This is a genomic window from Amycolatopsis sp. WAC 04182 (assembly GCF_003947465.1).
In the GTDB taxonomy this organism is placed as follows: Bacteria; Actinomycetota; Actinomycetes; order Mycobacteriales; family Pseudonocardiaceae; genus Amycolatopsis.
The window spans coordinates 274,075-300,631 of the sequence record NZ_QHJJ01000004.1 but is presented as its reverse complement, the minus strand read 5'-3'; the positions used below and the strand labels follow the sequence as shown (position 1 = coordinate 300,631).

Annotated in this window: 22 protein-coding genes and 1 tRNA gene; 8 read left to right on the top strand and 15 right to left on the bottom strand. The window is 69.8% G+C overall.

What is annotated here, in order from left to right:
• Positions 1 to 49 precede the first annotated feature (49 nt).
• Positions 50 to 553, top strand: coding sequence for a MarR family winged helix-turn-helix transcriptional regulator (locus tag DMH01_RS21670; protein WP_199745581.1), 504 nt, complete (start codon positions 50 to 52; stop codon positions 551 to 553).
• Here the strand turns inward: DMH01_RS21670 and DMH01_RS21665 are convergent.
• Positions 543 to 1,685, bottom strand: coding sequence for an RNA polymerase sigma factor (locus DMH01_RS21665; protein ID WP_125679809.1), 1,143 nt, complete (start codon positions 1,683 to 1,685; stop codon positions 543 to 545). The two genes, DMH01_RS21670 and DMH01_RS21665, sit on opposite strands and share 11 nt — an antisense overlap.
• Before the next feature lie 8 nt (positions 1,686 to 1,693).
• The gene (locus DMH01_RS21660; protein WP_125679088.1) at positions 1,694 to 2,101 is read right to left on the bottom strand and encodes a YciI family protein; all 408 of its coding nucleotides are present in this window, start codon (positions 2,099 to 2,101) and stop codon (positions 1,694 to 1,696) included.
• Positions 2,102 to 2,203: 102 nt separating this feature from the next.
• Here DMH01_RS21660 and DMH01_RS21655 point away from each other — a divergent pair, with 102 nt between their 5' ends.
• A complete protein-coding gene (locus DMH01_RS21655) occupies positions 2,204 to 3,970 on the top strand; it encodes an RICIN domain-containing protein (protein WP_125679087.1) in 1,767 nt (588 codons plus the stop codon).
• Between the two features lie 50 nt (positions 3,971 to 4,020).
• Here DMH01_RS21655 and DMH01_RS21650 read toward each other — a convergent pair.
• The 3 genes from DMH01_RS21650 to DMH01_RS21640 form a co-directional block, all read right to left on the bottom strand.
• A tRNA-Ser gene (locus DMH01_RS21650) sits at positions 4,021 to 4,109 on the bottom strand.
• A 44-nt stretch (positions 4,110 to 4,153) separates the two neighbouring features.
• Positions 4,154 to 4,516, bottom strand: coding sequence for a DUF4190 domain-containing protein (locus tag DMH01_RS21645; protein WP_125679086.1), 363 nt, complete (start codon positions 4,514 to 4,516; stop codon positions 4,154 to 4,156).
• A gap of 23 nt (positions 4,517 to 4,539) precedes the next feature.
• Positions 4,540 to 4,827 (bottom strand): DUF2277 domain-containing protein, encoded by a 288-nt coding sequence (locus tag DMH01_RS21640; protein WP_007030652.1) that lies wholly within the window; start codon positions 4,825 to 4,827, stop codon positions 4,540 to 4,542.
• Between the two features lie 113 nt (positions 4,828 to 4,940).
• Here DMH01_RS21640 and DMH01_RS21635 point away from each other — a divergent pair, with 113 nt between their 5' ends.
• Positions 4,941 to 5,885, top strand: a complete 945-nt coding sequence (locus tag DMH01_RS21635) for an Ldh family oxidoreductase (RefSeq protein ID WP_233621631.1) — start codon at positions 4,941 to 4,943, stop codon at positions 5,883 to 5,885.
• Positions 5,886 to 5,959: 74 nt separating this feature from the next.
• On the opposite strand, the gene DMH01_RS21630 is transcribed toward DMH01_RS21635, so the two are convergent.
• Entirely contained in the window at positions 5,960 to 6,178 is a 219-nt protein-coding gene (locus DMH01_RS21630) for an RNA-binding S4 domain-containing protein (RefSeq protein WP_005149665.1), read from the bottom strand.
• A 7-nt stretch (positions 6,179 to 6,185) separates the two neighbouring features.
• Positions 6,186 to 6,938 carry a serine protease gene (locus DMH01_RS21625; protein WP_125679084.1) on the bottom strand — a complete coding sequence of 251 codons (753 nt, stop codon included), beginning with the start codon at positions 6,936 to 6,938 and terminating at the stop codon, positions 6,186 to 6,188.
• Between the two features lie 146 nt (positions 6,939 to 7,084).
• On the opposite strand from DMH01_RS21625, the gene DMH01_RS21620 reads away from it, so the two are divergent.
• Together DMH01_RS21620 and DMH01_RS21615 are read left to right on the top strand one after the other, a co-directional pair.
• Positions 7,085 to 7,909: an SDR family oxidoreductase gene (locus DMH01_RS21620; protein WP_125679083.1), complete on the top strand. Its 825-nt coding sequence runs from the start codon at positions 7,085 to 7,087 to the stop codon at positions 7,907 to 7,909.
• Between the two features lie 96 nt (positions 7,910 to 8,005).
• The gene (locus DMH01_RS21615; RefSeq protein ID WP_370323528.1) at positions 8,006 to 8,674 is read left to right on the top strand and encodes a hypothetical protein; all 669 of its coding nucleotides are present in this window, start codon (positions 8,006 to 8,008) and stop codon (positions 8,672 to 8,674) included.
• On the opposite strand, the gene DMH01_RS21610 is transcribed toward DMH01_RS21615, so the two are convergent.
• Positions 8,662 to 9,510 carry a LysR family transcriptional regulator gene (locus DMH01_RS21610; RefSeq protein ID WP_233621630.1) on the bottom strand — a complete coding sequence of 283 codons (849 nt, stop codon included), beginning with the start codon at positions 9,508 to 9,510 and terminating at the stop codon, positions 8,662 to 8,664. The genes DMH01_RS21615 and DMH01_RS21610 overlap by 13 nt on opposite strands.
• Positions 9,511 to 9,586: 76 nt before the next feature.
• Here DMH01_RS21610 and DMH01_RS21605 point away from each other — a divergent pair, with 76 nt between their 5' ends.
• The 3 genes from DMH01_RS21605 to DMH01_RS21595 all read left to right on the top strand — a co-directional run bounded on the left by DMH01_RS21605 (position 9,587) and on the right by DMH01_RS21595 (position 13,068).
• A complete protein-coding gene (locus DMH01_RS21605; protein WP_125679080.1) occupies positions 9,587 to 10,303 on the top strand; it encodes a hypothetical protein in 717 nt (238 codons plus the stop codon).
• 72 nt (positions 10,304 to 10,375) lie between these two features.
• Positions 10,376 to 11,638, top strand: coding sequence for an MFS transporter (locus tag DMH01_RS21600; protein ID WP_125679079.1), 1,263 nt, complete (start codon positions 10,376 to 10,378; stop codon positions 11,636 to 11,638).
• A 254-nt stretch (positions 11,639 to 11,892) separates the two neighbouring features.
• Positions 11,893 to 13,068, top strand: a complete 1,176-nt coding sequence (locus DMH01_RS21595) for a diguanylate cyclase (RefSeq protein ID WP_125679078.1) — start codon at positions 11,893 to 11,895, stop codon at positions 13,066 to 13,068.
• 514 nt (positions 13,069 to 13,582) lie between these two features.
• Here the strand turns inward: DMH01_RS21595 and DMH01_RS21590 are convergent.
• The 7 genes from DMH01_RS21590 to DMH01_RS21560 form a co-directional block, all read right to left on the bottom strand.
• Complete coding sequence (locus tag DMH01_RS21590; RefSeq protein ID WP_125679077.1) at positions 13,583 to 18,538, bottom strand: RHS repeat-associated core domain-containing protein; 4,956 nt, start codon at positions 18,536 to 18,538, stop codon at positions 13,583 to 13,585.
• Positions 18,539 to 18,571: 33 nt separating this feature from the next.
• A complete protein-coding gene (locus DMH01_RS21585; protein WP_125679076.1) occupies positions 18,572 to 19,093 on the bottom strand; it encodes a YbaB/EbfC family nucleoid-associated protein in 522 nt (173 codons plus the stop codon).
• Complete coding sequence (locus tag DMH01_RS21580; RefSeq protein ID WP_125679075.1) at positions 19,090 to 19,419, bottom strand: type VII secretion target; 330 nt, start codon at positions 19,417 to 19,419, stop codon at positions 19,090 to 19,092. Before DMH01_RS21580 ends, DMH01_RS21585 begins: the two co-directional genes overlap by 4 nt.
• A complete protein-coding gene (locus DMH01_RS21575; RefSeq protein WP_125679074.1) occupies positions 19,416 to 21,392 on the bottom strand; it encodes a hypothetical protein in 1,977 nt (658 codons plus the stop codon). Before DMH01_RS21575 ends, DMH01_RS21580 begins: the two co-directional genes overlap by 4 nt.
• A 12-nt stretch (positions 21,393 to 21,404) precedes the next feature.
• Positions 21,405 to 21,812 carry a hypothetical protein gene (locus DMH01_RS21570; protein ID WP_125679073.1) on the bottom strand — a complete coding sequence of 136 codons (408 nt, stop codon included), beginning with the start codon at positions 21,810 to 21,812 and terminating at the stop codon, positions 21,405 to 21,407.
• A gap of 30 nt (positions 21,813 to 21,842) precedes the next feature.
• Positions 21,843 to 22,694, bottom strand: a complete 852-nt coding sequence (locus DMH01_RS21565; protein ID WP_125679072.1) for an ESX secretion-associated protein EspG — start codon at positions 22,692 to 22,694, stop codon at positions 21,843 to 21,845.
• 546 nt (positions 22,695 to 23,240) lie between these two features.
• Positions 23,241 to 26,168 carry a LuxR family transcriptional regulator gene (locus tag DMH01_RS21560; protein ID WP_125679807.1) on the bottom strand — a complete coding sequence of 976 codons (2,928 nt, stop codon included), beginning with the start codon at positions 26,166 to 26,168 and terminating at the stop codon, positions 23,241 to 23,243.
• Positions 26,169 to 26,557: the final 389 nt, after the last annotated feature.

Genomic DNA, 26,557 nt, shown 5'->3' with positions numbered 1-26,557 from the left:
GTGACCGGTGGGTATGCGCCTTGTGCGATCAACGCTCTACTCTGCGTGGATGGCGGTGGAGCAGAAGGAAGTGCGCTGGCTGTCCGAGTCGGAGATGGTCGCTTGGCGCTCGTACATCGTCGCCACCATGCGGCTGCGGCAGCGCCTGCACCGCGAACTCTCCGAACGCCACGATGTCACCCTCGCCGATTACGAGGTCCTGGTCTGCCTTTCGCTCCAGCCCGACCGGCGGATGCGGATGACGGAGCTGGCGAGCATGCTCGGCTCGACCAAGAGCAGGCTTTCGCACCAGATGGTGCGGCTGGAGGCCGACGGGCTCATCCGCCGCACGCGTGACCCGGCGGACAAACGCGGTGTGGTCGCGGAGATGACCGGACGCGGCGCGGAACTGCTGGAGGGTGCCGCGCCGACGCACGTCGAGGGTGTCCGCGAGCATCTGATCGACCTGCTGAGCCCTGAGGAGCAGCGCGTGCTGGGGAAGGCTTTCGGGCGGGTTCTGGAACACCTGTCGGAGATCGACGGTCTTCCGCGCCTGCCGCCGATCACTTCTTGAGGGCGTTGAGCCGCGCGGCCTGACGGGTCAGGTGCGCGCGCTCGGCCAGGTTCGCCGCCTTGACGGCGGCCTCGCCGTACAGCCGCGCCGCCGTCGCCAGATCGCCGTCCCGCTCGTGCAGGTACGCCGCCACCGCCGCGTATCGCGGCAGCGAGTCGTCCAGTTCCGCGAGCGCGGCCAGGCCCGCGCGCGGTCCGTCCGCCTCGCCGACGGCCACCGCGCGGTTGAGCCGGACGACCGGGCTGCCGGTCAGCCGCGCGAGTTCGTCGTACCACTCGACGATCTGCGTCCAGTCGGTCTCCTCGGCGGTCGGCGCGTCGGCGTGGAGTGCCGCGATGGCGGCCTGGGCCTGGAACTCGCCCAGCCGGTCGCGGGCCAGCGCCGCCTGCAGGATCTCGACGCCCTCGGCGATCAGGCGGGTGTCCCATTCGCCGCGGTCCTGGTCGGCGAGCGGCACCAGTTCGCCGTCGGGAGCCGTCCGCGCGGCGCGCCGGGCGTGATGGAGCAGCATGAGGGCGAGCAGACCCGCGACCTCGGGATGGTCGATCGAGGCCGCGAGACGGCGGGTGAGCCGGATGGCTTCGGCGGCGAGGTCGACGTCGCCGGAGTAGCCCTCGTTGAACACCAGGTAGAGCACGCGGAGCACGGTGGCGACGTCGCCGGCCTGGTCGAAACGCACTCCGGAGACGGTGCGTTTGGCCCGGCTGATGCGTTGCGCCATGGTCGCTTCGGGCACCAGATACGCCTCGGCGATCTGGCGGGTGGTCAGCCCGCCGACGGCGCGCAGGGTGAGCGCGACCGCCGAAGACGGCGTCAGCGACGGGTGGGCGCACAGGAAGTAGAGCTGCAGCGTGTCGTCCGCCTCGGGGACTGGCCCGGGGGCGGGTTCCTCGTCGACGAGGTCCTCGCGCCGGCGACGGGCGGCGTCCGACCGGGCCAGGTCGAGGAACTTGCGCCACGCGACGGTGACGAGCCAGCCTTTCGGGTCCTTCGGCCGGTCGCCGGGCCAGACGCGGACGGCTTCGATCAGCGCTTCCTGCACGGCGTCCTCCGCCGCCGCGAAGTCGGCGCCGCGGCGGCAGAGGATTCCGAGGACGTTCGGGGTGAGGCTCCGGAGCAGGGCCTCGTCCAGCTCGGCGTTCACTCCGTGATGACGAGCTGCTCGCTCAGGACCGGACGCAGTTCGAGCCACTCGTGGATCGGCTTCCCGCCCGCTCCCGGTGCGGCCGACAGCTCGGCCGCCAGTTCGAGCGCTCGTTCGTGGCTGTCGACGTCGATCACCATGAAACCGGCGATGAGGTCCTTGGTCTCGGCGAAGGGGCCGTCGGTGACCGGTGGCTTGCCCTCGCCGTCGTACCGGACGAAGGTGCCTTCGGGCGCGAGAGCCTGCTCCAGGACGAACTCGCCGGTCTCGACGAGCCGGGCGGCGAAGTCCTTCATGTAGTTCATGTGCGCCGTGATCTCGTCCGGGGCCCAGTGGTCCATCGGCACGTCGTTGACCGCCGCCGGAGCGCCGCGGTAGTGCTTGAGCAGCAGGTACTTGGGCATGCCGGAAGGGTAATGGCAGTCTGCCGGTCCTTCTGCCTGGTGGTCTATACATCCGACCTCTAGCGTTCTTATCGCGTTCCTCCCTCGCGAAAGGAAGAGCCCTTGTTCCAGGCGAAACGGCTGCTCGTCATAGTCGGTCTCCTTGGTGGTTTGCTCGTAGGCGAGGCCGCGGCCTCCGACGAATCCGTGGCCTTTGTCGCCAAGGACCACACTCATCCGCTTCCACCCGGCGCCGCCCCCGTGGCACCGCTCGCTCCCACCGTCGCCCAGGCGCAGGTCGCCGCCAATCCGGTGGTCTGCGAGGGCGACGGGGTTTCCGGCAAACGCGTCGAGCTCGTCTACGTCCGTGAAGCCGGTCAGCCCGACCGGTACGCGACCGTGGTGCCGTCTCTGCGCGCCTACGCGTCCGGGATCGACGACGCGTTCAACGACAGCGCCGCGGCGACAGGCGCCAGCAGGCACCTCCGGTACGTGACGACCGCGGGCGCGGGCTGCCAGGTCGCCGTCGCGAACCTCGTGGTGCCCGACGGTACGTACCAGTCGGGCGCGATCCGTGACCGCGCCATCCAGGCCGGTTTCCACCACGCCGACCGCGACTACATGCTGTTCTCCGACAACCCGCACACCTGTGCCGGCACTTGGGGCGACAGCGACGACCAGCCCGGTCCCGCCAACGCCTTCAACAACGGCAGGCACTACACGGAGATCGCCGTCCCCTGCTGGGGGGTCAACGCCGCCGCCCACGAACTGGGCCACATGCTCGGCGCCGTCCTGCCGGGCGCCCCGCACTACCAGGGCGGCGGGCACTGCTCCCAGGAATGGGACCTGATGTGTTACGGCGACACCCAGTCCTTCGACTGCACGGAACGCGATTTCGATCGGCTGCTGGACTGCGGCAACGACGACTACTTCAGCACGAACCCGACCCCCGGCAGCTGGCTCGCCACCCATTGGAATGTCGCCAACAGCGCCTTCCTGATCAAGAAGGACACCCCCGACAACGACGACGGCCACGCGCGAGGCGGCAAGACCTACGTCATCACCGGCGCGAACGGCGACGCCATCGACGTCGTGGGCTCGTCGACCGGCGGCCTCGTCAACCTCAGCCACCGGCCGCGCAACGACGCCACGAGCCAGAAGTGGATCCTCGGGTACAACACGGGATTGCAGCTCGTCAACGCCAACAGCCAGCTGTGCGCCGACAGCGCGCAGAGCGGGACGGCGCCCGGAACGCAGATCCTCCAGTACAACTGCAACGGCCAGAACGGCATGCGGTGGGCGTTCCAGCCGCTCGGCAACGGCAAGGTGGCGATCTTCAACTACCTGACCGGCTACGCGGTCACCGACGGCGGCGCGTATCCGGCGCCGTTGGTCCAGCAGCCCTACACCGGGGCGGCCAACCAGCAGTGGACGCTGAACCCCGTCGCCGACCCCGGCCCGAAGGCGGGCCTGAAGTACTACCTGACGGTCGCGACCAACGGCAACAGTGCGGCGGTCGTCGACGGTTCGTCGTCGGCGGGCGCGAAGATCACCCACGTGGCCCGGCAGAACGACAACGGCCAGAAGTGGCGGCTCGCCGACGCGGGCGGCGGGTACTGGAAGATCTCCAACGAGCGCAGCGGTCAGTGCCTGCGGCCGGTCTCCGGCAGCACCGCGGAGGGCGCGCTCCTGGAACAGACGCACTGCGGCTCGGCCACCAACCAGCAGTGGAAGCTGCTCCGCAGCGCCGACATGCGCTACGGGCTGGTGAACCGGGCGAGCCAACTGGCGGTGCGGCAGGTCAACAACGGCACGGCTTCGATCCTGGAGCAGCGGCCCTTCCACGGCGGCCGCAGCGATGAGACCGTCTGGGCTCTCGTGCCCGCGTAAACGCGAAGCGCCCCAGGCCTGCGGGCCTGGGGCGCTTTCGTTTTCAAGACTGGCGGTAGCGGTGGGATTCGAACCCACGGAGGACAGAGCCCTCGCATGTTTTCAAGACATGTTCCTTCGGCCGCTCGGACACGCTACCGCTATCGAGGGTATCCGACGGCTTAATGCTGGAATGCTTCGGATCTAGTCGAAGTCCCAGTCGGTCAGGATCCCCACGAAGATGAAGCCCGCCAGGAGCAGGACCACGATGGCGACGCCGAGGTACCCGATGATGATCGCCGCGAGCGCCATCCCCTGACCGCCGGCTTCCCCGCGTTTGGCCTTGGAATGCGCGATATGCCCCATGATGACGCCCGCGATCGACGGCAGCCCGCTGCAGGCGACCAGGCTGGTGATCGACACGATCAGCGCCGCGATGGCCAGGCCCTGTTCCTGCGGCGGCTGCGGCGGGCCGTACCCATAGCCCGGCTGCTGGTACGGCTGCCCGTACGGAGGTTGCTGGCCGTAGGGCTGCTGGTGACCGTAGGGGTCTTGCGGGTATGTCACCCGCTCACCGTAACCGCCCGGGTTCAGGAAGCTTGGCTCTTCGCGGCCTTTGCCGCGATTCGCGCCTGGACCTCGGGGCGGCGCAACGGCGGCACAGTCGTCGGCGGCTGACGGCGGGCGGGCAGTTCGGTCAGCAGCCGCCGGGTGATCTCGGTGATCTCGGCGACGGCGGCCTCGAAGGGCTCGCGGGTGGCGTCGGACAGGCTCTGCACCCCGGACACCTTGCGGACGTACTGGCGGGCGGCGGCCTCGATCTCGTCCGGCGTCGCCGCCGGCTCAAGCCCTCGAAGCGTCGTGATGTTCCGGCACATGGCCCGATGGTACGTCCGCCCACCGACGTTTCCGAGTGCTTCGATCACACAGTCGGTTAGAAGCTGCCGTGGTTCGTTGACGCCGAAAAACGCGGTTGGGCACCCTCGGCGGAGTGCCCCTCAGACCCCGTTCTCTCCGCCGTGCGCCCGTCGAGCCGATCCCCGAACCGGCCGAACCCTCCCCGATTCCGGAACAGGTCTGGCAGCGCGTCCCGATCGACGCCCTGATCGACCTGGTCACCGAGATCTTCACCGCCCACGACCTGTCGTGGTCGCGCGCCAGGATGGCCGCCGAGGCGTTGTGCCACGGCGATCTCACCGGGACGCCGGAGTCCGGTGTCGCCGAACTGACCCGGCTGCATCTGCCGATGCTGGTCGACGGCACGGTGCGGCCGAGGGCCGAACCGCTGATGATCGCCGACCGCGGCGCCGCGGCCCTGATCGACTACCGCCGCGCGCCCGGGCTGTGGGCCGTCGGCGACGCGATGGACCGGGCGGTGTCCCGGGCGGGCCGGTACGGCGTCGGGCTCATGTCGGTCCGCGGTGTCGGTCCGTTCGGCCGTGCCGGGCACCATGCGGCGAGGGCGTTGCCGCACACCATGATCGGGCTCGTCATGGCGGCGGGCGGTGAGCTCGGGAAGGCCGCGAACCCGCTCGGCATGGCCGCCCCGGCCGGCGCGTACCCGGAGTTCGTGCTCGACCTGGACACGTTGGCGGACGTCGACAGCGCCGCCGTCGCGGGCTTCGCGCTGCTGGTGGAGATCTTCGCAGGGGTGCTTTCGGGCGTCGGCGACCACGATCACGACACCGGTCTCATGGTGATGGCCATCGCGCCGACGACGCTGCGCAGCGCCGACGGGTTCTACAAGGCGGCCAGCGCGTTGTTCGGCAGCCTGCTCGGCTGGGAGGGCGGGACCCCGGTCCGCTATCCGGGCTGGCGTGAGGCGCAGTACCTCGAACAGTGCCAGGCGCTCGGTGTCCCGCTGAACGAGCCGGTGCACCGCGAACTCGAAGACCTCGCGAGGGCGTTGCGCCTGGCGCCGCTGCAGGGCCGCTGAAGGGGACTTTCCCCTCGTCTGACGCGGTGAAGGGCGCTTTCCTCGCATCGCATGCGGGGAAAGTCCCCTTCGGCTCAGGCGAGGACGACGCGGCCGCCTTCGCCGCCGACCTCCACGACGTCGCCGTTCGTCAGCTGACGGCCGCGCCGGACCTCCACCTCGCCGTTGACCGTGACCTCTTCGGCGTCGAGGAGGTCTTTGGCGTGCGAACCGTCTTCGGCCAGATTGGCCAGTTTGAGGAACTGGCCGAGGCGGATCGGCTCGCCGGTGATCGGGACGTCGTGGATGCTCATGGAGAGATCATCCCCGTGCGTCCATCTTGCGGTACAAGGTGGCGACATCGGTGTCGAAGTAGCTGCTGTAGGACGTGTCCGGATCGTCCCCGCCGTAGAGGTAGCCGCCGATCACGCCGACGACGGTGCCGAGTTCGGTCTGGGGGTCGGCGCCGACCACCCACGGGCCGCCGCTGGTGCCGGTCGTGAAGCCGGGGCACGCGACGCGCATCTGGTAGGTGTCGGCCTGGGCGCTGGAGCCGTGGCAGACGACCGGCGCCTCGCGTTCGTCGGGATAGCCGGTCAGGGTGATCGCATGGGCGAATCCGCCGCCGGTCAGCAGCGTGTTGGCGCCGGTGACGCTTTCGAGGGTCTTCGTGGTGCCCGCCTGGTGGGCGGTCGCGAAGCCGACGTCGAGGTCCGGATCGGAGGACTCGGCCCAGCCGTCGGGGACCTGCGGATCCGAGACGTCCCAATAGCCGTAGGGCGCGACACCGTCGTGATAGCCGGGCGCGAACGTGATCCCTGTGGCGTATTCGCCGCCTTCGCCGTCGTGGAGGCAATGAGCCGCCGTGAGCAGGAGGTCGCCGGGGGCGCTGTGGACGACGCTGGCCGTGCAGAAATGCGTTCCGTCGAGGAAGAGCGCGCCGATCGCCGGAGTGGTCCGCGGCGCGGCGGGGGTGGCCGCCACGGTCGCGCCGCCCGCGGTCGCGGCAGGATCCGGCGCGGCGGAACAACCGGACAGAACGACACAGAGCACGAGCAACAGGGCGCGGCGCATCGCCTTCCTTTCGCTCGTCCACGGCCGTCCGGGTTCCAGATCACCATAAGTGGGACGCGAACACAGCCCGAATCGATCAACGCACAGCAAGCTCACAGCCGTAGTATGTGTTACCTCCGGTAACAGTCGAGCGGGTTGGAGCGGGTATGAAGTCGTTCACGGACAAGGTCGTGGTGATCACCGGCGCGGGCTCGGGGATCGGCAAGGCGCTCGCGATCGAACTGGCCGGGCGGGGCGCCAGGCTGGCGTTGTCCGATGTCGACGCCGTCCGTGCGGCGGGCACCGTGGCGGAGTGCGAGAAGGCGGGCGCGACCGCGAAGGCGTACGCGCTCGACGTGGCCGACCGTGACGCCGTCCTCGCGCACGCGGAGGAGGTCGCCGTCGATTTCGGCGGCGCCAACGTCGTGGTGAACAACGCCGGGGTCGCGCTCGGCGCCACGGTCGAGGAAATGACCTGGGACGACTACGACTGGTTGATGGGGATCAATCTCGGCGGCGTGGTCAACGGTACGAAAGCCTTTCTGCCGCAGGTGATCGCTTCGGGTGACGGGCATATCGTCAACCTTTCGAGTGTGTTCGGCTTCATCGGCGTGCCCACGCAGAGCGCTTACAACGCGGCGAAATTCGGGGTGCGGGGGTTCACCGAGGCGCTGCGGCAGGAAATGCTGATCGCCCGGCATCCGGTCAAGGTCAGCTGCGTGCATCCCGGCGGCATCAAGACGAATATCGCCCGTGACGCGCGGGGCGGCGTCGAGCGGGACATCGGCAAAGCGGCCGAAGGATTCGAAAAGATCGCGAGGACGACGCCGGAGAAGGCCGCGCAGACCATCGTGCGCGGTATCGAACGGGGGACGGCGCGCATCCTGATCGGCCCGGACGCGTACGCCATCGACGCGATTCCTCGCGTGCTCGGCTCTTTTTACCAGCGGCCGCTCGCCCTGCTGGGGCGCCTGGGAATGAAACGGCTCTGAACGGAGTAACCCTCCGTGCTCCGGACGGCTCGGGATAACTCGATCGGGGTGCATTACTTACGGCGGCGTCGGAAATGCACCACAATGCTCAAGTTCGTGATTCCGCTTCCGGAGGTCCCCATGCCGCGCGCCGCCCAGCGCCGTCCGTCGACCGACGCGTTCTCCGCGCCTGTCGAGACCGTCGAACTCCTCGACCGGACGGGGATCATCGCGGCGAGCCTGCCGAAGCGACGGCGCAGCCCGGAGAACGAACCCGAGCCCGAGCCGATGCCGGTGCGCCCCCCGGTCTGCGAACCGGTCGTGGACAAGGATCTGCGGCCCAAGGCCGTCGTCATCCACCGTCGCGCCCGGTCCTGGCTGGTCGGCGGGGCGGGCGTGGCGCTGCTCGCGATCGGCTGGTTCGCCGGCACCTTCGCCGTCGAGCCGGTCGGCGAAACCGCCCTGCCCGAGCGGCCGCTGCCCGCCGTGGCGACCCAGCAGGCGCCGCCGGTCGCGCAGCCCGTGCAGCCCGCGCCGCAGGCCGCCCCGGTGACCGTCTACGTCCCGGTCACCGTGAAACAGCAGGTGCCCGCGACGAAAAAGAAGGCCGCCAAGGAGCAGGTCGTCGCCCTGCCGCCCGCCGAGACCAAACCGCCGGAGCAGCCGCGTTCCGACACCGGAACGCGCGACAAGGCGGCCGACGGTCTCCGGAGCATGATGGATCCCGTCGTGGCGAGTTCGCTGGCGATGGAGATGGCGCAGGGAATGATGACTTACGGCCGCTGACCGGTCAGCGCGGCGGCCAGCGCGGAGCCCTCGCCGGGGTCGCCGTGCACGAGTTCGGTGCGGTGCACCACACGCGGCGAGGACAGGGAAAGCGTGCTCACGCCGGTGAGAACGTCCGCCGGGAGCAGTGCCAGCCCCTGACCGGCGGCGACCAGGCCGAGCAGGCCGCGGACGTCGGTCCCGGTGTACCGCAGCCGACCGCGGAACCCGTCGGTCGCGGCGATTTTCCTCAAGCGTTCCAAGGGAATCGCGGTGTCCGGTGCGTCGATCCACCCCGCGTCGGCGAGTTCGGCCAGCCGGACGGCCCGTCCCTTCATCGGATGGTCCGCGGGGACCGCGACCGCGAGCGGGCGTTCGCCGACGACGGCGGTGGTGAGCGGGCCGACGTCCGGCAGCGGCAGCGGATCGCTCGGCGCGGTCATCCCGTCGACGAGGCCGAGGTCCAGCGCGCCCGCCGCGACCTCCGTCAGGACGGCTTCGCGGCCAAGGACGCGTAATTCGGCGCCGCGCGGCAGGGCGGCGGAGACTTCGGCGGTGAGCGACAGCGGGGTCAGCCCGAGGACGGCCCGGCCGGTGGGCGCCGCGGTGAGCCTGGCGAGATCCGCGCGGGCGGCGTCGAGCCGGGTCAGCAGCGGACCGGCGTGTTCGAGGAGACGTTCCCCGGCCCGGGTCGGCGCGACGGGCCGCCGGGTCAGCAGTGTGGTGCCGAGATCCTGTTCGAGCGTGGCGATGTGCTGGGAGATCGCGGACTGCGTGTAGCCGAGGTCGCGGGCGGCCCGCGAGAACGAGCCGCCGCGCGCCACGGCCACGAAGGTGCGGAGCAGATGGGTCTCCATGGTCATCAGTATCGCTTATCGAACCAGCACGGATCATCGTTGGCGCTGAACTCGGTTCGCGGGTCAGGATGGCCGCATGACACAGAAAGCCCGCGTCGCCCTGGTCGGCGACCGTTCGGACGGCGTCCGCTCCCACGTCCGGATCCCGACGCTCTTCGCGCGTCTCGCCGAGCGTGACGGCCTCGAACTCGACGCCTACTGGATTCCGACCGACGCCGCCGGCGACCTCACCGGTTTCGACGGCGTCTGGCTGGTGCCCGGCAGCCCGTACCGGTCCGAAGCCGGCGCGGTGGACACCGTGCGCGCCGCCCGCGAGAACGGCATCCCGTTCCTCGGCACCTGCGCCGGTTTCCAGCACGCGCTGCTGGAATTCGCGCGGAACGTCTGCGGCCTCGACGGGATCGGGCACGGGGAGAACACGCCGGACGCGGCCGACCGGCTGATCGTCCCGCTCGCTTGTTCGCTCGTCGGGCACGAGGGCGCCGTCCACGTCACGCCGGGCACCCTCGCGGCACGGGTCCTCGGGGTGGACCGTTCCGTTGAGCGGTACCACTGTTCGTACGGTCTCGACGCCCGGCACCTGGACACCTTGGCGGCGAACGGGGTCGTCTTCAGTGGATTCGACGGGGAGGGCGACGCGCGGATCGCGGAACTGCCGGAGCACCCGTTCTTCCTGGCGACGCTGTTCCAACCGGAACTCGCCGGCGACGGGACCCGGCCGCATCCGCTCGTCCAGGCCTTCGCCCGCGCCGCCGCGGACCACGCGAAACTGTCCGTCCACAGTGGACGCTGACGGATGTCGTGGGCCGGATGGACGCTGACACTGCGGAAGTGATCGACTACCGTGAGCCAAGGGGAGGGGCTCATGGAGAAGGGGGATTCCGCTCGGAGCACCACGTTCAAGGCCGCTTTCGCGGTCGGGGAGTTCCGGGCTTTATGGGCGGCGGAGGCGCTTTCGCAGGCCGGTGACCAGCTGGCCAGGGTCGCGTTGTCGGTGCTGGTCTGGGAAAGAACCGCGTCGGCGGGGCTGACCGGGCTCACCTACGGCCTGACGTACCTGCCGACGCTGATCGGGGGCACCCTGTTCGCCGGTTTGGCGGACCGGTATCCGCGGCGAACGGTGATGATCGTCTGCGACCTGCTGCGCGCGGCGCTCGCGGCGCTGATGGCCGTGCCGGGGATGCCGCTCTCGGTGCTTGCCGGGCTGCTGGTGATCCTGACGATGGCGGGCGGCCCCTTTCGGGCGGCACAGCTCGCGTTGCTCCCGGACGTCCTCGAAGGAGACCGGTACATCGCCGGGCTCGCCGTCCGCACGATCACCATCCAAACGGCACAGCTCGCCGGATTCGGCGGTGGCGGGCTGGTCATCGGGTTCGTGACGCCCTACTGGGGGCTGGTGATCGACGCGGTGACCTTTGTGGTCTCGGCGCTGCTGGTGTCCACAGGGGTTCGTCGCCGGACGCCCGTCGCCACGGAATCTTCGGTGAAAAGCCGGGTGGCACGGGCTTTCAGTGGTGAAGGTGCCAGAGAACTGTGGCAGGGCAAAGGAATCCGAGTGCTCTTCGGGCTGAAGATGCTCGCCGGGTTCGCCATCGCGCCGGAAGGGCTCGCGGCGCCGCTCGCCGTCGGCCTCGGGGCGGGGACATTCGCGGTCGGATTTATTCTCGCGGCGGATCCGGTGGGTTCGGTAATCGGATCGTGGATCTTCACGAAATGGGTTCCGGCGCGACGGAAAACGCGAATGGTCGGCATTCTCGCCATCGCATCCGTCGTTCCTTTGGTCTTTCTCTTCTTTCGCCCGCCACTGCCGGTGTGCCTGGTGCTGATCGGGCTCAGCGGGGCCTTCGCGGCGCCGTACCACCTGCAGGCCGTCGCGTTGATGGCCCGCGCGGTGCCCGACGGCGTCCGGGCGCAGGTGATGGGCCTGACCTCGACGAGTTTGGTGACCGTGCAAGGAATCGGGATCATGCTCGCGGGCGGTCTCGCCCAGCTGACCGGTCCGTTCGTGGCCGTCGGGGTGGCCGCGACGGTCGCCGTGGCCACGGCGGGGCCGATGGCGATGGCCTGGAAACGCGCCATCGCCACCGGACCCGATGTATGGCTCCCGGCCGGGAGCCGGACCGGCTGAATTGGTGGGATCAGTCCTCGCGACCGTTCATGATGGTCCTCCCTCCCACTGCTCCATCTGTGTGTTCCGGAATTGACTCGAGCCACCCTCAGTACTACCTCGGATACATTGAATTGTGTACGGAAGGGGGACCGGTGACGATGATTATGGGGGATGCGGAACTCGCCGGAGAAGGGACCGCTACACGTCTGAGAGCCTGGGTCCGAAACTGGGACTTATGGTCCGGACCACGGGGAGTGCCCGCGGTTTTTCTTGTGGTGGAAGGACTTGCGGCGGCAGTCGCCGTAATCGCCCTGCTCCGATCGAACTACGAGACTACGGAATTCGTCCGATTTGGATCACTGCTCGGCCTCGCCGTCCTGCAGGCCGAGCTTTCGCGTTCGGTGGAACGGTTACGGCGCACGCTTTGTGACCGGCCGCATATCAACATGACTTCGGTGTGGACGTTCGCGGGGGTGCTCGTCCTGCCGCAGGGGCTCGCGCTGGCCCTGGGACTGCTCATCTACCTGCATCTTTGGCTCCGGGTGTGGCGGGGGATGAGCCACCGCCCGGCGTATCGCGTGGTGTACTGCGCGGCGGCCATCGTGATCTCCTGCCTGGCCTCGGGGGCCATTGTCTCCGGGTGGAACGGTCTGCCCGTCGGGTTCGCCGGCTCGCTGAAGATCGTCGAGGCGGCGGCCGTGTTCACCGTGGTCAACGCGTTCATCGTGGCGCTCTCGGTGTACCTGCACACCGGGGCGAGGGCGCCGCGTTCGCTGTTCGGCACCGGCGACGACAACCTGCTCGAGATCACCACGCTGGTGCTCGGGACCTCGACCGCGCTCGGCATCGTGCACGCGCCCGCGCTCGTCCCATTCGTCCTGTTGCCGGTGCTGGTGCTGCACCGCAGTGTGCTGGTGCGGCAGCTGGAGATCGCGGCGAACATCGACGGCAAGACCGGTGTCCTGAACGCGCACGCGTGGCACGCGCTGAGCGAACGGGAGCTCACGTCGGCCGCCAGGGCGAAGAGCAAACTCGGCGTGCTGATGCTCGATCTCGACCATTTCAAGCAGGTCAACGACGTCTACGGGCATCTCGCCGGAGACGTCGTGCTCAAGGTCGTCGCGGAGACGATCTCCGAGCACGTCCGCGATTACGACTCCGTCGGCCGCTTCGGTGGCGAGGAGTTCGTCGTGCTGCTTCCCGGCGCGACGGAGACCGACGTGCTCCCCGTGGCCGAGCGCGTGCGGCGGGCGGTGATGGCCCTGGAGGTCGAGGTCGCCACCGCAACGGGGCCGCGCGTCGTGCGGGGACTTTCGGTGTCGATCGGCGCCGCGGTCTACCCGTCCGGCGGGACCGTGCTGGAACGGCTGCTGCACGTCGCCGACTCCGCGCTCTACCAGGCGAAGAACAGCGGGCGGAACCGCGTCGTGGCCCTCGCCGCCGCCTGACGACCCGCATTCAGTCCTCTGGATGCGGGCACTCACCGGGCGGCGAGCGCCTGCTTGATGCCTGTATGGGTTATTGAGCCGCAAGTCAAAACGTGGCGTGGACGAACCCCTGTCGCGCAGGCCGTCTTCGCCGACTTCGCAATGAGATGGCCACCCTGGACGACAGGGTCCCGGACCGACCTACGGCCCGACCCCGTCACGAAGTGTCCACAAAGGACACATCTAGCCGATTGCGCGCCCGATTGGTGCAACGATGTCCGGTTCTCGCGGAGGTCGTGAGTGAAAAAGAGCGTTAGAGCGACCATTGCCACTCACGACCCCCGCTTGATACTGTGCAAAGTGCTCAAATCGGGCGCCGCAATCCGGCCGAGAGTCCCTTGTGGACAGTCAGAAGCCGTGGCGGGCGGCTCGCCACCGAACTGACGCGACCCCTGCGCGACCGTGATCACGACACAAGTCCCCAAGACGAAGGCCATGCGGCAGTCATCCTCGGTCACGCGAAAACCGAAATGCGTCAGTCGACGTCCATCGCGTTCGGGTCCTTCTTGCCGTAATCCAGGTCGCCCCAGCCGCCCTCGCCGGTCTGGTACTTCGCCCGGTCGGCCGCGCTCGGCTCCGGGTAGTTGTCGTGGATCCGATCGACTTCCTGCTCGTAGGTCTCGCGGTTCTGCCGCTTCATCTCCTCGGGCCAGTCCCCGTCCCGGATGGTGTCCCGGGCCATGTGCAGTTCCTTGACGTCGTGGCTGGACAGCGGCGGCGTGGTCGCGGTCGTCCCGGGGCCGGTCGAGTAGGTGAGGCCCTTCCCGCTGGCGTGCGCGTCGTCGATCATCTTGTGGTACGAGTCGTCGGCGATCTTGCCGTCGAGGGTGCCGTCGGTGTTCTTGAACCCGTCCCGGAAGGCGTAGTCGAGCTGGTTGAGCTGGATCGCGGTGTTCGGGTCGCCGCCTTCCAGCGCGTTGCGCTCGGAGTCGCGGTACTCCTGGCTGTTCTTGAAGCCGCTCGGGTTCGCCGAACCTTCCGTCAGGTCCTGGTCGCCCTTGTTACCGGTACCGATATGCGACGAGTGCGCGGGTTTGGCCTCCTGATACGCCCAAGCGTGGTTCTCCAGGTCCTTTTGCTCGTGACTCGAACCCCGTGCGCCGCCACTGCCACGGCCGATCGCCTCGTAGGGGACCGGGTGCTCGGACTCGTGGGAATCTCCGGAGACCTTCTCCCGGCCGTCGCCCTTGAGTTCGTTGTCGTACTTCGCCGTGAGCCGGTTCTGTTCACGCTTCTTCGCGCCGTGCGTGCCGTCGAGGTAGCTCTGCGGCGGGCGCCGCGGCTTCTTCGGTCCGGGCGTCGGCTTCGGCTTGGTGACCCGGTTTCCCGGCGACTTCGTCTTGCCGCCGCCCCCGCGGGTCCCCTTGCCGCAGGTGCCCGTCTTCGGTTTCGTCGGTGCCAGGCCGAGCGGGTCGATCATGTCCGTCGGGTTGCCGACGTAGGCCAGCGAGTCCGACGCCGGTTCGAGGCCGAGCGGGTCGTGCGAGAGGTACCGCCCGGTGGCCGGGTCGTAGTAGCGCTTGAAGTTGTAGTGCAGCCCGGTTTCCGGGTCGTGATACTGGCCGGGGAAGCGCAACGGCGTGTACGCCCGCCCCGGCGGCGAGAGCACCTTGCCCCACAACGACGTGTGCAGATGCCAGGCGACATCGCCCGATTCGTCGAGCAGTTCGGTCGGTGAGCCGACGAGGTCGGTGACGACGGCGTGGAAGCGGGCGTCCTGGCCGGGGATCCGTTCGATCTGCGTGATCGGCCGGTCGGTGCCCGGCTCCAGGTCCCAGACGACGGCGGTGCCGCCGCGGATCTCTTCGGCGAGCTTCGAGCCGTCCCAGGTGAAGTCGATCTGTTCGAGGATCCGGCCCTGGATGTCCAGGTGCTGCTTGGCGATCCGCCGTCCGAGCGCGTCGTAGTGGTAGAGCCAGCGCTCACCGTCGGGAGTGACGACGCCGGTCAGCCGGTCGTCGGAGTTCCACTGATAAGTCCAGGCGCGGCCGGGTTCGCGGCGCGCGATCGTGCGGCCTTCGGCGTCGTGCAGGTACGACGTCGCCCCGGCGACGGTCATCAGGGTGCCCTGGTAGCGCCGCGGTCCGACGGCCGGATCCGCGCCAGGCCAGCCGGCCTGCGTGATCGCGCCCGCGAGGTTGTAGCCGTAGCTCTCCCGCCAGCCCTGACCATGGACGTCGACCACGCGGCCCGCCCGGTCGACCCGCAGCGAGCGCGGCCCGGACAGCGAATCCGCGATCGACGAGACGAGTCCGTCCCGCAGGTAGCCGTACTCGCGGTGCTGGACGACACCCCGGCCGGTGGACACGGTCTGCGAGATCAGCCGGTCGGCGGCGTCCCAGCCTTGGCGCAGCTCGACCGGCGTGCCGTCCAGCCGCCGCGCCACTTCCCGGCCCGCCGGGTCGTACTCGAACCGCAGGGTGCGCCCAGCGGTTCGCAGCGCGACGGGGCGGCTCGCCGCGTCGTAGGCGAAGAAGGACTCGGCGCCCGACGGGGTGCGCCGCGCGACGCGACGGCCGATGGCGTCGTATTCCGAGCGGACGGCCCGGCCGTTGAGCGCTTCCGAGACGATCCGGCCCAGCGCGTCGTAGGCGATGGTGACTTCGGAATGGGCGTTGCGCGCCGAGGTCATCCGGTCGGCGCCGTCGTAGGTGAACGTGGCGACGTCGTCGCCCGCACGGCGGCCGACGACCCTGCCGAGCGCGTCGTATTCGATGGTGACCGTCTGCCCGAGACCGTTGGTGCGCGACACCAGTTGCCCGGCGGCGTCGTAGCCGTAGCGGGTGGTGCGCCCGTTGAAATCGGTCTCACCGACCAGGTTCCCGGCAGGGTCGTAGTCGTAGCGCCAGGTGAGACCGTGTTCGTTCGTGACCGACACCAGCCGCAGCTCGGTGTCGTACACATAGGACAGTCGATCGCCGTCCGGGCCGATTTCGGCGGTGGGCAGGTCGAATTGCGAGTATTCGGTGCGCACCGCGAGCCCGCGGGCGTCCACGGCTTCGTCGGCCGAACCCGCCGTGGTGCGATTCCAGCGCCACACGGAGCCGTCGGGATCGATCTGCTCGGCGATCTCACCGAAGCCGTCCCACTTCGTCCGGGTGACACCGCCGAGCGGGTCGGTGATCGAGGTGGTCTGCCCGAACTCGTCGTAGGTGTACCGGGTGACCGCGCCGAGCGGGTCGGTGACGGCGACCGGCAGACCCGCCGTGTTCGACTCGATCAGGGTGACGCCGCCGAGCGCGTCGGTCACGACCGCGACGTTGCCCGCGTCGTCGTAGCCGTAGGTGGTGACGGCGCCGGTCGGATCCGTGGCAAGCACGAGCTTTCCGCGCTCGTCGTACTCGCGGCGCCAGACCGCGCCGTCCGGCCCGGTCCTGCTGGTCCAGCGGCCCGGCGCGGAGTACTCGGCGAGCGCGCGGCCGCCGTCGGGCTGCAGCACGGTGACGACGTTCCCGTCCTCGTCCATCTCCCACCGCGTGGTGCGGCCCAAGGCGTCGGTGCGGCTGAGCAGCTTGCCGAAGCGGTCGATCTCGGACCGCGTGGTGTTGCCCAGCGGATCGGTCTCCGCGACGATCCGGTGCAGTTCGTCGAGCTGGTACCGGGTGACGTGCCCGAGCGAGTTCGTGACCGAGGTGACCAGGTTCTCCCGGTCGTACTCGATGTCGACGTCGAGGAAGCCGCCGGTGCCCTGCGCCCGCACGACGCGGCCTTCGGAGTCGAAGCCGTATCCGTACCAGCGCCCGTTGACGTCTTCCCAGCGCACGATGCGGCCTTCGGCGTCGTAGGTGAACCGCAAGGGCTGACCGGCGACGTCGGCGATCTCGACCAGGCGGCGCCGCTCGTCGTACCGGTAGCTCCGCAGCGCGGTTTCCGCGCCGGGCAGCCGAAGTGCGGTGATGAGCCCGTCCTTCGACTCGACGAGCAGGCGGTAACCCGCGGAGTGCTCAAGTTCCCGGGGGACGCCGTTGTCGTCGTAGTGCACGGAGATCCGGTGACCGTCGCCGTCCACGATCGCGCGCAGGGGAAGTGTGTCCCCGGGCCCGGAGAAGAACAGCATCCCGTCCGGAGTGATCACTCCGTAGCCGTCGTCCACTTTGGACAGCGGGAGCCGCTGCCCGAATTCCGGGAGGACCGGGCCGGAAAGCGGGACAGGATAAGAAAGCAGTGTCCCGTCGGCGAGCGCGAGATGCAGGCCGTCGTCCTCGATCTCGATCCGCTGGTCCACAGTGGACGCCCATGAGGTGCCGAAGAACCGGCCGAGGCGGTACGACGAGAGATGCGTCCGCGACACGGTCAGCGGGAGGACGCCGGCGAACACGACGTCGTCCTGCGTCAGCATCATCGAGCCGGTCGCGACGTCGATCGGGTCGCCGCAGCCGCCGCGGTCCTTGGGCGGGACGCGGTCCCCCGGGGTGGTTTCGTTGTCCTTGATCCGGTTGTTCGTCTCGGGTTTCGGGGCGCCGCGGTCCCTGGGCGGTGGTGGCGGCGAGCCGGACGGCGTGGTCGATCCGTCCGGGGTCTCGTTCTTCGGCGGAGGCGGCGGATCCGACTTGACCGGCGGCGGATCGCTCTTGCCGGGTCCCGCGCCGGACGGTGTCGTGCCACCACCGTCGGGGCTGCCCTTGGGCGTCGTGCCCTCGTCCAGCTTGTTCGGCTTCGGCGCGGGCGCGCCCTTGCCCGGCTGGAGCTTCTTCAGCGCCTTCGCCGCGCTGTCGAACAGGTCGTCCGCTCGCTTCAGCAGCGGCATCAGCGCCTGCAGCGCCTTGACGGTCTTCTTCGTCAGGTTCGCGATCTTGCTCGCGGTCTTCGCCACGGCGTTGACCACCTGCGGGACCACCCAGGTCAGCCCGATGCCGAGGGTGAACAGCACCTGCAGCGCCCAGCTGATCAGATGTCCGATCAGCTCGGCGATGATGTCGCGCACCAGCGCGCGGATGGCGGCGACGACCTCGCCCGCCGTCTTCACCCCGCTGGAGGCGCCTTCGCAACCCGCCTTCGCCGACTCCAGCAGCGTGACCGTGTCCTTGGCCTGGGCACGGTAGGCGTCGGCCGAGGTGCCGGTCCAGCTCTGCAGATCGGCGGAGACCATCCCGGCCAGATCCGCGCCGACCTCGCCGAGTTCGTTCGCGATGTTCTTCCAGGTCTCGGCGTTCGCGGCGATCTCGTCGGCGTTGCCGGTGAGCGCGTCGAGCGCCTCCTTGAGCGGGCCGACGTGTTCCATCAGCCAGCCGACGCCGTTCGCGAGGATCGCGCCGAAGGGGTCCATCGCCATCGACAGCGCGTCGAGCGCGGTCCCGACCGCGCCCAGCGCCACCGAGGCCCAGTCGCCGCTTTCGATGGCCGACTTCAGTTCGAACGCCGACTCCAGCAGCGACGAGCCGGTGTACGCCTTCGTCGAGTCCTTTACTTCGGCGACAAGCGGGTTACCCACGACGACCTTCCTCGTGATTCAGGGACGAGGAGTTCACCAGGGCGAATTTTCCTCGTCGTCCGGCGCTTCGTGACGCTTGTCGCGAGGCGCCTGCGGCGGGGGCGGCGTGTCGGCGGACGACGCCGGGGGAGCGGGCGTGTCCGGAGACTCTTCCTCTTCCATCTCGGGGAAGCGGCTGCGCAGGGTGCCGATCATCAGCGCCCTGGTCTCCTGGTCCTCGTCGCCGAGCGATTCCTGCATGACCTCGGCGACCTGGCCCGCGATCCCGGACTGCGCCTTGTGCATGGTCTGGAGGATCTGCCGCGACAGCTCCTCCAGCGGATACGTCCTGGCCTTGTTCCCGAACTCGATGTCCGTCACGCCGCCGTCCGCGCCGACGGTGATCTTGACCGCGCCGTCGGAGCTGGACGCGGTGAGCCGCAGCTGCTCCGTCCGCTCCTGCGCGGCCGCGTAACGCTGGGCCTTCTCTTCCAGCCCCGCGGCCCATCGGTCCATTTTGCGCTGGGCCTCGTCGGGGTCCAGCATGAGCTCGCCGAGCTCGTTGCCGCCGGTCACTGCTTTCCTCCGATGTCCAAGGCCTTGAAGTCCGCCTTGAACGGTTCCGCGTTGGTCTTGTCACCGTCTACATAGGACTTGGCCGCGGTGCGGACGTTGTCCGCCGTCGCCTGGATGCCTTCCGCGGCCGCCTTGATCGTCTCCGCCGCGCGTTCGCCCGCCGGGTTGACGATCGGCGGCAGGAACGCGCACAGCAGGCCGTACGCGTCCGAAGACATCGCCGAACCGGTCGCGCCGTGCGCGGTGTTCAGCCGGTCGACGAGCCCTTCGAGATGGCTCGCGTGCGCGGTCAGGTCGTCCGGATCGACCTCGAACGAAGCCGTCACTTCCAGTCCTTGTTCTTCCAGTCGCCGATCACCGGCGGCGCCACGACCTCGTCGGCGGCGAAGAAGGACGGGTCGTCGGACTCGACGTAGTCGGCGACCTTGTGCTCCTTGTCCTCCTGGCCCTGTCCCTTGCCGGCGCCCGGGGCCATGCCGCCCATCGGGGCCATTCCGCCGGGCGTACCCGGCTTGCCACCGGAGCCTGCCGCACGAGCCGCGGCCGCTTCGGCGTCCATCGCGCCCGCGCCGACGGCGCCGCCCATGCCGAGCGAACCCGTCGCCCGGCCGGCCCCGCCGAGACCTCCGCCGCCCGCGCCACCGGCACCGCCCGTGCCGGCACCGCTACCGCCGCCGAAGCCGCTGGTACCGCCGGTGCCGCCACCGCCGGGGATGTTCGGCATGCCGAGTTTGGGCGCGTTGTACGGCGTGCCCTTGTAGGAGTTGCCGTCCGGGAACGAGGGACCGGTGAGCCGCTCGCCGATACCGCCGGGACGCGGCATCGGCGGGATGTTCGGCAGGACCGGCCTCGGCCCGCCGCTGGTGGGCCCGTTGCCGTTGGGCCCGTTCGGGATGGGGATGTTCGGCGGCGTGAACGGAAGACCGCCACCGGGCCGCGGGCCGCCGCTCTCCGGGATGGGGATGTTCGGCGGGGTGAACGACGGCGGCGTCACGGACGGCGGGGTGTAGCCCGTGGTCCGCGTGCTGTCGTCGATCTTGGGCATGTTCGGGAGGTTGGGGCCCGTCGACGCCGCCGGCTTGTAGGCCTCGCCGCCGGTCGGCCCGTTCGGGACGCCGATGTTGGGCATGACCGGACTGGAGCCGGGACCACCGACACCACCGGGGCCACCGCCGCCGGGGAAGCCACCAGGACCTCCGCCGGGGCCGCCACCCGGTCCGCCGGTCGGCGAGTTGAACGGCGACACGCCGCCGGGACCACCGGCCCCGCCCTGCGGCGTCCCGTCCATCGATGCGACGAGGCCGTCCGGGCGCGTACGGTCCGAGCCGGCTTCGAAGGGGGTACCTTCGGCCGCCATGCGGTCGCGAAGCGTGCCGGCGGGCGCACCCGCGCCACCGCCGATGGGCGTGCCCTGCAACTGCCGGGTCGCCTGCATCGTCGGCAGCTTCGGCGGGGCGGGGAACGCCGGGGTGGCGATCGCCGAGCCGACCGTGCTGTCGAAGTCGGTCATCACCTTCGCGGCCTGGTCCCGCGCGTCCTGCTGCTTCTTGAAGGTCGAGAGGTCCTTCCCGAGCTGCGCCATGTACACGTGCGGGTCGGTGATCTTCTGCAGGTTGGCGTTGGCCTCCTGCACGCTGAACGCCACCGGCGGGTTCGCCGCCATCAGCTTCTGCGTCTCGTTGAGGGTCTGCGAGTGGATCTGCTGCTGCCGTCCGGCCAGCGTCGCGCCGTTCGCGGTCGCGCCGAGCCATTTGCCGACACCGGCAAGGTGTTCGCGCGCCGCGTCGCCGCCCTCGCCCTCCCAGTTGGCCGTGCTCGCGTTGATCGCCTTCGCCAGGTTGCGCTGGTGCGTGGCCAGGTCGTTGCCCGCCCGGACCCACTCTTCGGAGGTCTCGCCCACCGCGGCCGGATCCGCGTTGTCCGCGATCGCGGCCTGCATCTGCTCGTGGGTGGCGTTGGCCCAGACCGTGGACGGCGGCTCGCCGGGCTTGCGGATCTCCAGATCCTTGTCGAGACCTTCGCGAGCCTTGTCCAGCTGTGCCTCGTACATCTTCTGCGTGAAGATGTCCTTGAAGCCGTTGAGGGCCGTGTCGCCCCAGCCGAGGATGGTGAAGAGTAGGTCCGTCCCGGCCGAGGCCCCGGCCCGGATCTCGTCACCGGACTTGGCCTCGTCCGCCAGCGGCCCGACGTAATAGGCCGACGACGAGTCGGCCGTGACGTCGTAGAAGGGGTCGTCCGGGTTGTACTCCTCGGACTGGGGATCGGAGACCTTCGCGGTCTTCTCCGCGGATTCCGTCACGGGTCTCTCCTCTTAGATCTCGGTGTCGATCCGCGTCAGGGTGCGCCGGTTCTCGTCGTCGCGTTCCCGGTAGTTCCGCTTGGCGAGTTCGATCGCCTCGACGTAGGTCGGGAATTCGGCGCGGGCGGCTTCGAGCTGGGTGAGCAGGCCCTGCGCGTCCGTCGCGGTGCCGTGCATGTGCTCGGACACCCAGCGCGCGGTCGCGGTGGAGCTCATCGGCGGCGTCTTCTGCAGCTTGGTCAGCGCACTCCAGCGCTCTTCGAGACTGTCGATCACTCCCTGGAGTGACCGGATCATCTCTTCACCGGTGCTCTCGTCGACGGCGAAATGGCCCTGCTTCGCCAGGGCCTTCAGCTCCGTGCCCGCGAGCCGGCCCCGGACCGCCATCATCGGCTGCAGTTGTTGTGCTTCCTCGGTCAACGGAGGATCCTCTCGCCCGGTTCAGGAGGGTCAGTAGATGTCAGCGATGGCGTCCCGGATCGCGTTCGCCACGCCCGACTGACTCGCCGGGTCGTAGTGACCGATCACGGCACCGGAGGCTTCGTCGGTCTCGGTCCGGATCAGGTACCGGCCGTCTTCGGTGTCGAGCCAGCTCAGCGGCGTCGACCGGAGCCGTTCGCCGCGGCGGCCGATCCCGCTCACGATGATGTATCCGCCGCCGAGACGGGTCCCGGACAGCACCCTCTCCAAGACCTCGACGTCGCTCTCGTCGGTGCGGCGGGCCGGGGCCTCCGGCCGGGCGCGGACGACGCCGGTGAACTGGAGGTTGCCGAACGCGTCGGTCTCCTCCTCGTCGAACTCGGCCTCGGCCTGGCGGCGCGCGGTCATCGCGGAGACGGCGCGCTCCTCCTTCTGCACGATCGTGCGGCGGCCGGTCGACGCGGGGCGCATCCGCGGCAGCACGCCGGAAAGGACCTCGACCAGCTCTTCGTCGGAGAAGAGCGCGAACTGCAGGAGGTCTTCGCCGTGGGCCTGCGTGATGCCGAGCGCCTGCCTGCCGTCGGTGAGGGCGAGGACGGCGATGTCCTGGCCGATGCCGTCGATACCGTTGATCGAGACGGTGATCCGGTGGTTCCCCAGCAGCGCGAACGCGGTGCGGACGGCCTGGTTCAGCTCGCCGTTGATCGACAGGCGGCGCTGTTCGAGGTCGGTGTAGACCTTCCGGATGACCGTGGCGTAGCGCTCCGGGTCGATCGAAGTGTTGCGGACGCGCAAGGGAAACAGCCGGACGTCGACGCCCAGCGCCTGCCCGACCACGGTCGCCTCTACCGTCCCCAGCGCGAAATCGGCTCGCTCAGCCATGCTTCTGCGCTACTCCCTCGAGGGCGCCGGGCCCCGACTTTGTTAATGGCCAAAACAAACTAGCACAGCGCATGACACTACGGAACCATACGCACACGGCTGGACCCGATGGAATGGATCACCATGCCCGATCGGGCACTTTTCTTGCCCCTAAAGGAATGCCGGGCTCGGTGAAGGGCCTGCTCAGCCCGCCTCCCAGGGGGTGTGGGCTCGTCCGGGCCGGGGGTGTCGCGAAAGCCACTTTCGCGACGTCTGATGTCCCGAAAGTGGCTTTCGCGACATCCACCGGGCGGGCTCGCCACAGTGGCCGACTGTCCACAAGAGACGGTTTCGGAGTGGCGGCACCACCTTGGTGACCGCCACGTGCGCCCCACCTGCACTAGCAGTCACATGGCCGCGCGTGAAGGCCCCCTCCCCTCGGCTCAGCCGAGGAAACTCGACCTTCACGCCTTGCCCAGTACATGAAGGCCCCCTTCCTTGCGCCAGGCGCAAGGAAGGGGGCCTTCATGTACCTCACGCGGAGCCAGGACACCTCGGGGGCCGCTGTCAGCGGTCGGCGGAAGCGGGCGCGTAGGTCGTCATCCGGCGGGCCACGTCCGTCCGCGAACGGGCCCCGAGCTTCCGCAGCACCTTGGCGACATGCTGCTCGACCGTACGCGGGGAGAGGAACAACCCGTCCGCTATCTCCCGGTTCGTCCGTCCGTCGGAAAGCATGCGCGCGACCTCCAGTTCCCGGGGCGAAAGCTCCTGGCCGTAGCCTCGCCGCCCGCGTTGTGAGGGGGCCCACGCGCCGTGTTCCCGCAGCTGGTGGCGGCAGCGGCCGGCGTCCCTGGTCGCGCCGAGCCGCTCGTAGGCCTCCGCGGCCGCCGCGAGCTCCTCGATCGCCTTGCGGTCGCCCGGGGTCTGGCGGCCCGCGTTGAGCCGGGACAGCGCCGCGCGCTCCCGGGCGCCGATCGCCTGATACGGCATCGGCAGTGCCTCGTAGCCCGCCGCGGCCTCGTCGAAAACCGTTGCCGCGGCGGGATGTTTGCCGCGCGCGTCGAGCAGGATCGCCCGGCCGGCGAGCAGCGCGACCCGGGAGACCGGCGAGTCCTTGCCGTCGATCCCGCGGGCGAATTCCTCCACCACGGCGTCCGCCTCCGACCACCGTCCCGCCCGCGTGTAGGCCTCGGCCGCGGCGGGGACCAGCGCCGCCGCCCACACCCAGACGCCCTTGCGCCGGGCCGCCGCGACGGCGTTGTCGGCCGCCGCGCACGCGCCGTCGACGTCGTCCGTCGCGAGGAGCACCCTGATCAGGACCCCGGCGGCCGAGAGGACGACGGGGATGGGGCCGTGTTCCGGGGCGTGGACGCTCGCCGCGGCCAGATGTCGTTGCGCGGCGGCGAATTCCCCGCGAACGGCGGACAACCCGCCGAGGACGAGCGAGCACTCCATGACGATCGGGCCCAGGTCGGGATAGGCGTCGCGCAGCTGTTCGGTGGTCTCCGCGAGACCGGACCAGTCGCCGCGCACCCAGTCGAGCCGGACGCGGGTGCCCTGCGCGAGCCCGGCGGCGTAGAGCGCGCCGGCGTCGGTCGCGCGGCGGATCCCTTCCGTGACCAGCTTTTCCGCCCTGGTCAGATGGCCTGCCCAGGACTGCGCGTCGGCGAGGTTGCACCAGAGCCGCGCCAGCTGGACCCGCTCGGCGACCCCGCTGCCCTGGTCCGGCAGCTCGGTGAACTCGGTCCAGGCCGACCCGTCGCCGATATGCGCCTGGGTGGAGATCCGGTCGCCGAGGAGCGCGAGCCGCAGTTCCGGGTCTTCGATCCGGCCGAAGACCTCGCGGGCCCGCTCCATCCAGACCTCGTGCCAGGACAACGGGGTCAGCCCGTCGATCGGCTGGGCGAGCAGGTTGATCCCGCGCGCGGCCAGCTCCGGCTCGTCGACCAGTTCGGTGATCGCCTTCTCCACCTCGACCCGGCCGCGGCCGAGGCGCCCGATCGTGCGGACCAGCAGCATCCCGAGGCTGAGCCGGATCGTCCCGCGCACGCTCGGGCGCAGGTCGGTGAGGTCTTCGAGGATCCGCTCCAGTGTCTCGATGACGTCCGGGCGGAATCCGCGCAGCGCGACCTGGCTGAGCTTCGTGGCCAGCCGGGCGATGTCGTCCTCGCCCAGCCCCGCCTCGGCGAGGACGGACTGGAGCAGGTCGATGGCCCGTGACGTGTCACCGTGGGCGATGGCCTCGTCGGCGGCGGCTTCGGCGTAGTGGCGCCACTGTTCCGTCCGCCCCGCCGCGCGCGAGTGGTTCGCCAGCAGGGTGAGCGGCGGGACCGGCTGCCCGGCGAGCACCTGGATGGCGCGCGAATGCAGCAGGGTGCGCTCCGGGCCGCTCACCGTGTCGTAGACGGCCTTGCGGGCCAACGGATGCCGGAAGCCGTAGCGGTCGCCGCCGAGTTCGCCGAGGACACCGCCATCCAAAGTGGACAAAAGGGCCGCGCGGAGCCCGTCGCCGTCGAGGCAGGCGAGTTCGCCGATCACCGACGGCTCGGACGGGACGGCGAGCACCGCCGCCGCGCGGGCCAGCCGGACGGCGGGCTCCGGCAGTGCTTCGAGCCGTTCGGTGATGGCCTCGCGCAGGGAGATCGGGACCTCGAGGCTTTCCAGCAGCCGGTCGCTCAGCACTTCCCCGATCGGCAGGCGGCCTGCCGCGTCCCGCAGCGCCCGCAGGGTCTCCTCGACCACGAACGGGATCCCGGCGGTGCTTTCGTGGAGCTTCGCGATGAACGGCGCGGAAACCCGCGGCAGGTCCAGCAGTTCCTCTGCCAGCTTCCCGACGGCTTCGACGTCGAGCGGGCCCAGCGTCACGCGGGCGGTCTGGACGTTCGGCGGGGTGCGGAAGGGGATGCCCGCCCCGCCGTGTCCCGACGGCGAGCCGGTCCGGTACGCCGCGACGACGGCCAGTTCGGCGGGCATGGCCGCGGCGAGGAAGCGCATGAGGTCACGGGTGCCTTCGTCGGCCCACTGGAGGTCGTCGATCAGGACGAGCGCGGGCCCGCAGGCGATCAGGAGTTCGCGGACGGCGCGGAACTGGCGGTGCCGTTCGGCGCACGGGTCGGCGAGTGGTTCCGGTTGGGGCGGAAGGCTTTCCGCCAGTTCGGGCAGCAAGGGTCTCAGCACCCCGGCGACCGGGCTGAGTGGACCGAGCGGCCGGTCGCCCGCCGAACGCAGCGCTTCGAGCACCGGTCCGAACGGGAACGGCTCGCGCATCGGCTGGCAGGCACCCCGGAGCACCCGGGCGGCCGCGAATTCCCGGCGTCCGGCCAGCTCGTCGAGCAGCCTGCTGCGGCCCATCCCGGGTTCGCCTTCGATCAGCACGGCGGCGGGACGGCGCAGCAGGATCTTCACGATCGCCGAGACCTCGACGTCGCGGCCCACGAGCGCCGTCGATCCGGCGCGGACCGAAACCGAGGTCGGGCGAGGGGTGGCAAGCCACATCATGCGCTCCTCGGTGGGGAGTTCCCGCTGAGCCCGACACGATCTTGTGCGTTGACCTGCGGAGCCTAAGCACTGCCTACCTGGTCGTAAACCACCCAACACGGACACCACGGGCACCCCCCGAGGCCGTCCGAGGACGCAGCGTGACCGGTTGGCTGACGGATCGTCGGTTGGAAAATCACCGGACACCCGAAACGTCGGCGACAAACCCGATTCAGCGATTCATCCCACGTTCAGGGGGTGTCCATGACTACGCAAGGTATTTGCTTCGAAACCCTACTTACGGACGTGTCCGTCCGGGTGCCTGCTGTAGGTGGCCGCCCCTGGAGCAGCGGATTCGGCTCCCGAAGAATGGGTATACCTATCCCGCGCCGACCCGGATTGCGGCC